Source organism: Micromonospora sp. NPDC003776, from assembly GCF_053605645.1.
In genome coordinates this window covers 1-6,805 of the sequence record NZ_JBSGJR010000390.1, presented here as the reverse complement: position 1 = coordinate 6,805, position 6,805 = coordinate 1, and the positions used below count along the sequence as shown (strand labels likewise).

Genomic DNA, 6,805 nt, shown 5'->3' with positions numbered 1-6,805 from the left:
GGCCGGCCGGGTCCGGGTCACCGAGGTCCGCGGCTCCGACTACGTGGGCGTCGGCGGCACCTCGTTGGCCATGATGGTGCTGCCCCGGGTCGCGCGGATCGAAGACCAGGAAGTGTCGGCCGTCCGCGGGCCAGCCGTCGTATGGCGGCCCCGCCGCGCGCAGCCGCGCCGCCGTCACCGGGTACGCCTCGACGTAGGCTGCCGGCGCCAGCGGGGCGGGGTGGCCCGGTACCAGCAGGCCGAGCCCGAGCAACGCGGTCGTCGCCGCTCGGGCGGGTCGGGTCCAGTGCATCGTGTGCTCCCTCCGGAATCGCTCCGGCGGAAGCGTGTGCCGCGGACGGCCCGGGAGGCGTCCCCCTGTGGACCGGTTCCCGGCGTGCCACCAGGGGGCTATTCGCCCGCGGCCACCAGACCCGTCTCGTACGCGAGGACCACGGCCTGCGCCCGGTCACGCAGGTGCAGTTTGGCCAGGATCCGCCCGACGTGGGTCTTGACCGTCTGCTCGGCGACCACCAGGTCGGCGGCGATCTCGCTGTTGGAGCGGCCCCGGGCGATCAGTCGCAGCACTTCGGTCTCCCGCGGCGTCAGCCCGGCCAGCGCGGTGGGGCGGGGACGCCGCCGTTCGGGACGGGCGGCGAACTCGGCGATCAGCCGCCGGGTGACGGCGGGCGCGAGCAGCGCCTCACCGGCGGCCACCACCCGGACGGCGTGCACCAGGTCGGCGGCCGGGGCGTCCTTGAGCAGGAAGCCGCTCGCCCCGGCCCGCAGCGCCTCGTACACGTAGTCGTCCAGGTCGAACGTGGTGAGGATCAGCACGCGCGGGCGCTCCGCCGGCCGGTCACCGAGCAGCTGCCGGGTGGCGGCGAGGCCGTCGAGCACCGGCATCCGGACGTCCATCAGCACCACGTCCGGGTCGAGGCGGCGGCTCGCGGCGACGGCCTGCGCGCCGTCCGGGGCGTCCCCGACGACGAGCAGGTCGGGTTGGGCGGCCAGGAGCGCCCCGAAGCCCTGCCGGACCATCGCCTGGTCGTCGGCGATCAGCACCCGGATCATCGCGCGGGATCCTCCGTTCCCAACGGCAGTTCGGCGGTGACGGCGAATCCGTCGGCGGTCCGTCCGGCGCTGAAGGTACCCCCTAGCAGCCGGGCCCGTTCCCGCATGCCGGTCAGTCCGTGCCCGCTCGTCGGGCTCGTCGCGCCCGCCGCGGCCGGTGGTCCGCCCGCGTCGCGTACCGCGATGGCGAGCATCCCGTCGCGCGCCCGCAGCCCGACGGTCACCGCCGCACCGGGCGCGTGTCGCGCTGCGTTCGCCAGCGCCTCCTGCACGATCCGGTACGCGGCCAGCCCGACCGCGTCCGGTACGTCCGGCGGCGGTGTGGCCTCCAACCGGACCGCCATCCCGGCGCGCTCGGCCGCCGCCACCAGGTCCGGCACGTCGGCCATGCCCGGCTGCGGCGCGGTGGCCGCGGGGCCGGCGTCGCTGCGCAGCACGCCGAGCAGCCGGCGCATCTCGGTCAGCGCCTCGCGGGCCGAGCCGGCGATGTCGAGGAACTCGGTACGCGCGGCGTCCGGCAGCGCGCCCACCCGGTACGGGGCGGTCTCCGCCTGTACGGCGATCATCGACATGTGGTGGGCGACGACGTCGTGCATCTCGCGGGCGATCCGGGTGCGTTCCTCCAGCACCGCGCGTCTGGCCTGCTCCAGCTCGCTGCGTTCGGCCTGCTCGGCCAGCGCCCGCCGGGCGAGCACGTTGCGCCGTACGAGGTCACCGAGGACGAGCAGCACCACGAACAGCAGACTCACGCCGGCCTGGTTGGCTCGGGGGACGAAGATCCAGACCGGGAGCAGGTTGAACAACCCGAGCCACGCCAGCACCGCCCGGTCGACCCGGGCGGCCACCACGACCAGGACGGCGAGAATGACCAGGATCTGGCTGGGGCTCCACGGCCAGTCCTCCGTCGGCGGCCGGTTCAACGTGCCGAGTATCAGCCCGAGGAACATGACCCGCCAGGCCCACAGCGGTCGGGCCGGCAGGATCGGCAGCGGCGCGACGGTGAGCGCCGCGAGCAGCCAGGCGGTGGCGGTGGGCAGCTTCCGCTCGTCGAGCAGGAACTCTGCGGTGAGCACCGTGAAGCCGATCAGCGCCAACAGCGCGAGGGTCGGACCGGCGGCGGCGAGCCGGGGCCAGCGGCGCAGCGACGGCCGGATCGACGGGTAGTCCGGTCCGGCCCAGAGGCGACGCAGCGCGGCCAGGCCGCCACGGGCGGGACTGTTGTCCATCCCCTGGAGGCTAGTTCGGCGGGGCGGTCCCGTCGTGCCCCCGTGGGGTGACCCTTCGGGCCCTACCTCGGTATGACCGGCGGTTAGCGCTTACCCCGCGGTAACCCCTAGGCTCGCCAGCGACCGAGAGATCAGCTGACCGAGGGGGAACCGTGGCCCGTACCGTGCTGGTGACCGGCGGAAACCGGGGAATCGGCCTGGCCATCGCGCAGGCCTTCGCCAAGCAGGGCGACCGGGTGGCGGTGACCCACCGCAGCGGCGACGCTCCCGAGGGGCTGTTCGGCGTGAAGTGTGACGTCACCGACGCCGAGTCGGTGGACGCCGCGTTCGCCACCATCGAGGCCGAGCTGGGCCCGGTCGAGGTGCTCGTCGCCAACGCCGGCATCACCGACGACACGCTGCTCATGCGGATGTCCGAGGAGCAGTTCACCCGGGTGCTCGACACCAACCTCACCGGCGCCTTCCGCTGCGCCAAGCGGGCCTCCACCAAGATGCTCCGGGGGAAGTGGGGCCGGATGATCTTCATCTCCTCGGTGGTCGGCCTCTCCGGCGGTGCCGGCCAGGTCAACTACGCCGCCAGCAAGGCCGGCCTGGTCGGCGTGGCCCGCTCGATCACCCGCGAGCTGGGCAGCCGCAACATCACCGCCAACGTGGTGGCGCCCGGCTTCATCGACACCGACATGACCGCCGTGCTGCCCGAGGAGCGCAAGGCCGAGATCCGCAAGTCGATCCCGGCGGGCCGGATGGCCAGCCCCGACGAGGTCGCCGCCGTGGTCACCTGGCTCGCCTCGGACGCGGCCGGCTACGTCTCCGGCGCCGTCATCCCGGTCGACGGCGGCCTGGGCATGGGTCACTGAGAGAGCACGGAGGAAATTGGCAATGTCCGGACTGCTAACCGGTAAGCGGCTGCTCGTCACCGGCGTCATCACCGACGCCTCGATCGCCTTCTCGGTCGCCAAGCTCGCCCAGGAGAACGGCGCCCAGGTCGTGCTCACCGGCTACGGCCGGCTCTCCCTGGTCGAGCGGATCGCCAAGCGGCTGCCCGAGCCGGCCCCGGTGATCGAGCTGGACGTCACCAACGCCGAACATCTGGCCGGCCTCGCCGACAAGGTGCGCGAGCACGTCGACGGGCTGGACGGCGTGGTGCACTCGATCGGCTTCGCCCCGCAGAGCTGCCTCGGCGGCGGCTTCCTCGACGCGCCGTGGGAGGACGTGGCCACCGCTCTGCAGGTCTCCACGTACTCGTACAAGTCCCTGGCGATGGCGGCGCTGCCGCTGATGTCCCAGGGCGGCGCCGTGGTCGGCCTCACCTTCGACGCCACCAAGGCCTGGCCGGTGTACGACTGGATGGGCGTGGCGAAGGCCGGGCTGGAGTCCGCCTCCCGCTACCTGGCGCTGCACCTGGGCAAGCGGGGCATCCGCAGCAACCTGGTCGCCGCCGGTCCGCTGCGCACCATCGCCGCCAAGTCGATCCCCGGCTTCGAGCAGTTCGAGGACGCCTGGGCCGAGCGCGCCCCGCTCGGCTGGAACCTCACCGACCAGGAGCCGGCCGCCCGGGCCTGCCTGGCGCTGCTGTCCGACTGGTTCCCGGCCACCACCGGCGAGATCGTCCACGTCGACGGCGGCTACCACGCGATCGGCGCCTGAGACCGGCCGGAAACCGGGCCGTCCCGGGGTGGTCGCCGGGTCGTCACGGCCGTCGGGGGAGAATGGCAGCATGGCGTACGACGCGTTGGTGCTGGTCTCCTTCGGCGGCCCGGAGCGGCCCGAGGACGTGCTGCCCTTCCTGCAGAACGTGACGCGGGGGCGGGGTGTGCCGCCCGAGCGGCTCGCCGAGGTCGCCGAGCACTACCTGCACTTCGGCGGGGTGTCCCCGATCAACCAGCAGTGCCGTGAGCTGCTCGCGGCGATCCGGGAGGACTTCGCCGCCCACGGCGTCGACCTGCCGGTCTACTGGGGCAACCGGAACTGGGACCCGATGCTCGCCGACACCGTGGCGCAGCTGCGCGACGACGGGGTCCAGCGGGCGCTCGCCTTCGTCACCAGCGCGTACGGCGGGTACTCCTCCTGCCGGCAGTACCAGGAGGACATCGCCGCCGCCCGCGCTGCGGTGGGTACGGACGCTCCGCTGATCGAGAAGCTGCGCCAGTTCTGGGACCACCCCGGCTTCGTCGAGCCGCACGCCGACGCGGTGCGGGCCGCGCTGGCGCAGCTCGACCCGGCCCGGCGGGACAGCACCCGGCTGGTGTTCACCGCGCACTCGATCCCGGTGTCGGCGGCCGCCACCGCCGGGCCGCACGGCGGCCGGTACACCGCCCAGCTCGAGGAGACCGCCCGGCTGGTGCACGCCGCCGCCGCGCCCGACCTGCCGTACGACCTGGTCTGGCAGAGCCGCTCCGGCCCGCCGCAGGTGCCGTGGCTGGAGCCGGACATCAACGACCACCTGACCGCCCTCGCCGAGCAGGGCGTGACCAGCGTGGTGGTCAGCCCGATCGGGTTCGTCTCCGACCACCTTGAGGTGGTCTGGGACCTGGACACCGAGGCGCTGGAGACGGCCAAGCAGCTCGGCCTGGACTTCGTCCGGGCGGCCACCCCCGGCACCGACCCGCGGTTCGTGGCCATGGTCCGCGAGCTGGTCCTCGAGCGCATCGCCCCGAACGGCGAGGGGCTGCGCCGCCGCCTCGGCGAGCTGCCGGCCTGGGACACCTGCCCGGCGCTGTGCTGCGTGCCGCCGGCCCGCCGGCCCTGAGCCCGACCGACCTCCGACACCCCTGGGGACGACACATGCATGACCGCAAGCCGGTGCAGAGCTGGCTCACCGACATGGACGGCGTGCTGGTGCACGAGGGGCAGCCGGTCCCCGGCGCACCCGAGTTCATCAAGAAGCTGCGCGCCTCCGGCAAGCCCTTCCTGGTGCTGACCAACAACTCCATCTACACGCCGCGCGACCTCCAGGCCCGGCTGGCCCGGATGGGGCTGGACGTGCCGGAGGAGTCGATCTGGTCGTCCGCCCTGGCCACCGCCCAGTTCCTGGCCGACCAGCGGCCCGGTGGCACCGCGTACGTGATCGGCGAGGCCGGCCTCACCACCGCGCTGCACGCGGTCGGGTACGTGCTCAGCGATTTCGCGCCGGACTACGTGGTGCTGGGGGAGACCCGCACCTACAGCTTCGAGGCGATCACCAAGGCGATCCGCTTGATCAACGACGGCGCCCGGTTCATCTGCACCAACCCGGACGCGACCGGACCGTCGGTGGAGGGCGCGCTGCCCGCCGCCGGCTCGGTCGCCGCGATGATCTCCAAGGCGACCGGGGTGGAGCCGTACTTCGTCGGCAAGCCCAACCCGATGATGATGCGCTCGGCGCTGAACACCATCGACGCCCACTCGGAGACCACCGCGATGATCGGCGACCGGATGGACACCGACATCCTCTGTGGCCTGGAGGCGGGGTTGGAGACGATCCTGGTGCTCACCGGGATCAGCAGCCGGACCGAGGCGGAGCGCTACCCGTACCGGCCGTCGCGGATCGTCAACTCCGTGGCCGACCTGATCGACGAGGTCTGAACCCGGCGCGGCCCGCGGCGCTCAGGGGCGCAGCGGCGCGTTGCAGGCGGCCACGAGGGCCTGCCGGCAGGCGGTGGTGAGCGGCCGCAACGCCGCGTCCCGCTGCTGCGCCTCGTAGGTGTTCACCGCGCCGCCCGGGGCGCTCTCCCCGGCCAGGGCGAGCACCCGGTCCAGCACGGCCGCGCGGGCGAAGAGCCGCCGGGCCCGCGGATCGAAGCCGGGCGGCAGGTCGGTGGCCCCGTCGGGGCGGCGCAGCGCCGCGAGCGCCCCGGCCAGTTCGGGCCGCCACTGCGCCACGTCGAGCCGGGTGAGCGCCGCGGTCGTCTCGGCGAGCGCTACGGCCAGCTCGGCCTCCGCCTCGGCCGCGCCCGGCACCGCCAGCGACGCCTTCGGCGCGTCGGCCGGCAGCGGGTAGACCCGCCACAGCACCGTCTCCCAGGTCATCCCGGAGCCGGAGGTGTGGGTACGGACCTCGGGGACCAGCCCGAGGCCGCTGGCCACCACCGCCTCCCCGGCCACCAGCGCCGCGCCGGTGAACTCGCCGGGACCGGGCAGGCCGCGCGGGTCGCCGGGCGCGGGCAGCACCAGCCGGATCTCGTCCGGGGAGAGCTTGGCCAGGCTGGGCAGCGCCTCCCGCAGGGAGACGTCGGTCCAGGTGCCGGGGGCGTCCGCGACCAGGTGCTCCTCGTCGCCGGCGATCTCGTCGGCGACCTCGTCGAAGGGCACCAGGCCGGCGCGCCAGGCGCGCACCCAGGCAACGAACCGGCTCGACCGGCGCGGAGCCAGTGTGGCCGCGCCCGTTGCGGGGAGGGACATGCCGAAAAGGGTACGTGCTCCCCGCCGCCCCTGTCTCGACTGCCGCACCGACCGGCGTCGGCCTGGGGTGACGGGTAGAACGGCGACAGCCAGACCGCGTCGACCCCCAGCTCGGAGAGGTGGCCGAGGCGGGCGGTGATGCCGGG

At 74.0% G+C, this 6,805-nt stretch carries 7 protein-coding genes and 2 pseudogenes; 4 read left to right on the top strand and 5 right to left on the bottom strand.

Going from position 1 to position 6,805, the window contains the following annotated elements:
- From ACWEVO_RS25775 to ACWEVO_RS25765, 3 genes and pseudogenes are all read right to left on the bottom strand, one after another.
- A pseudogene (locus ACWEVO_RS25775) lies at window positions 1-292 on the bottom strand (hypothetical protein); the annotation flags it as partial.
- A 98-nt stretch (window positions 293-390) separates the two neighbouring features.
- Window positions 391-1,053, bottom strand: coding sequence for a response regulator (locus tag ACWEVO_RS25770; protein ID WP_452310090.1), 663 nt, complete (start codon window positions 1,051-1,053; stop codon window positions 391-393).
- Window positions 1,050-2,279 (bottom strand): sensor histidine kinase, encoded by a 1,230-nt coding sequence (locus tag ACWEVO_RS25765; RefSeq protein WP_452310089.1) that lies wholly within the window; start codon window positions 2,277-2,279, stop codon window positions 1,050-1,052. Before ACWEVO_RS25765 ends, ACWEVO_RS25770 begins: the two co-directional genes overlap by 4 nt.
- A 152-nt stretch (window positions 2,280-2,431) precedes the next feature.
- On the opposite strand from ACWEVO_RS25765, the gene fabG reads away from it, so the two are divergent.
- The 4 genes from fabG (at window position 2,432) to ACWEVO_RS25745 (ending at window position 5,843) form a co-directional block, all read left to right on the top strand.
- Window positions 2,432-3,136 carry a 3-oxoacyl-ACP reductase FabG gene (gene fabG, locus ACWEVO_RS25760; protein ID WP_452310088.1) on the top strand — a complete coding sequence of 235 codons (705 nt, stop codon included), beginning with the start codon at window positions 2,432-2,434 and terminating at the stop codon, window positions 3,134-3,136.
- Window positions 3,137-3,158: 22 nt separating this feature from the next.
- Window positions 3,159-3,926, top strand: coding sequence for an enoyl-ACP reductase FabI (gene fabI / locus ACWEVO_RS25755; protein WP_452310087.1), 768 nt, complete (start codon window positions 3,159-3,161; stop codon window positions 3,924-3,926).
- A gap of 70 nt (window positions 3,927-3,996) precedes the next feature.
- Entirely contained in the window at window positions 3,997-5,028 is a 1,032-nt protein-coding gene (locus ACWEVO_RS25750; RefSeq protein ID WP_452310086.1) for a ferrochelatase, read from the top strand.
- Window positions 4,977-5,843, top strand: coding sequence for an HAD-IIA family hydrolase (locus tag ACWEVO_RS25745; RefSeq protein WP_452310091.1), 867 nt, complete (start codon window positions 4,977-4,979; stop codon window positions 5,841-5,843). Before ACWEVO_RS25750 ends, ACWEVO_RS25745 begins: the two co-directional genes overlap by 52 nt.
- A 21-nt stretch (window positions 5,844-5,864) precedes the next feature.
- On the opposite strand, the gene ACWEVO_RS25740 is transcribed toward ACWEVO_RS25745, so the two are convergent.
- Both ACWEVO_RS25740 and ACWEVO_RS25735 read right to left on the bottom strand, forming a co-directional pair.
- Window positions 5,865-6,659 (bottom strand): hypothetical protein, encoded by a 795-nt coding sequence (locus ACWEVO_RS25740; protein WP_452310085.1) that lies wholly within the window; start codon window positions 6,657-6,659, stop codon window positions 5,865-5,867.
- A gap of 50 nt (window positions 6,660-6,709) precedes the next feature.
- Window positions 6,710-6,805: pseudogene (locus tag ACWEVO_RS25735) on the bottom strand (alpha-amylase family glycosyl hydrolase); the annotation flags it as partial.

Coding starts and splice junctions, on each gene's coding strand:
- ACWEVO_RS25770 (WP_452310090.1), bottom strand. CDS start 1,053: ATGATCCGGGTGCTGATCGCCGACGACCAGGCGATGGTCCGGCAGGGC.
- ACWEVO_RS25765 (WP_452310089.1), bottom strand. CDS start 2,279: ATGGACAACAGTCCCGCCCGTGGCGGCCTGGCCGCGCTGCGTCGCCTC.
- fabI (WP_452310087.1), top strand. CDS start 3,159: ATGTCCGGACTGCTAACCGGTAAGCGGCTGCTCGTCACCGGCGTCATC.
- ACWEVO_RS25750 (WP_452310086.1), top strand. CDS start 3,997: ATGGCGTACGACGCGTTGGTGCTGGTCTCCTTCGGCGGCCCGGAGCGG.
- ACWEVO_RS25740 (WP_452310085.1), bottom strand. CDS start 6,659: ATGTCCCTCCCCGCAACGGGCGCGGCCACACTGGCTCCGCGCCGGTCG.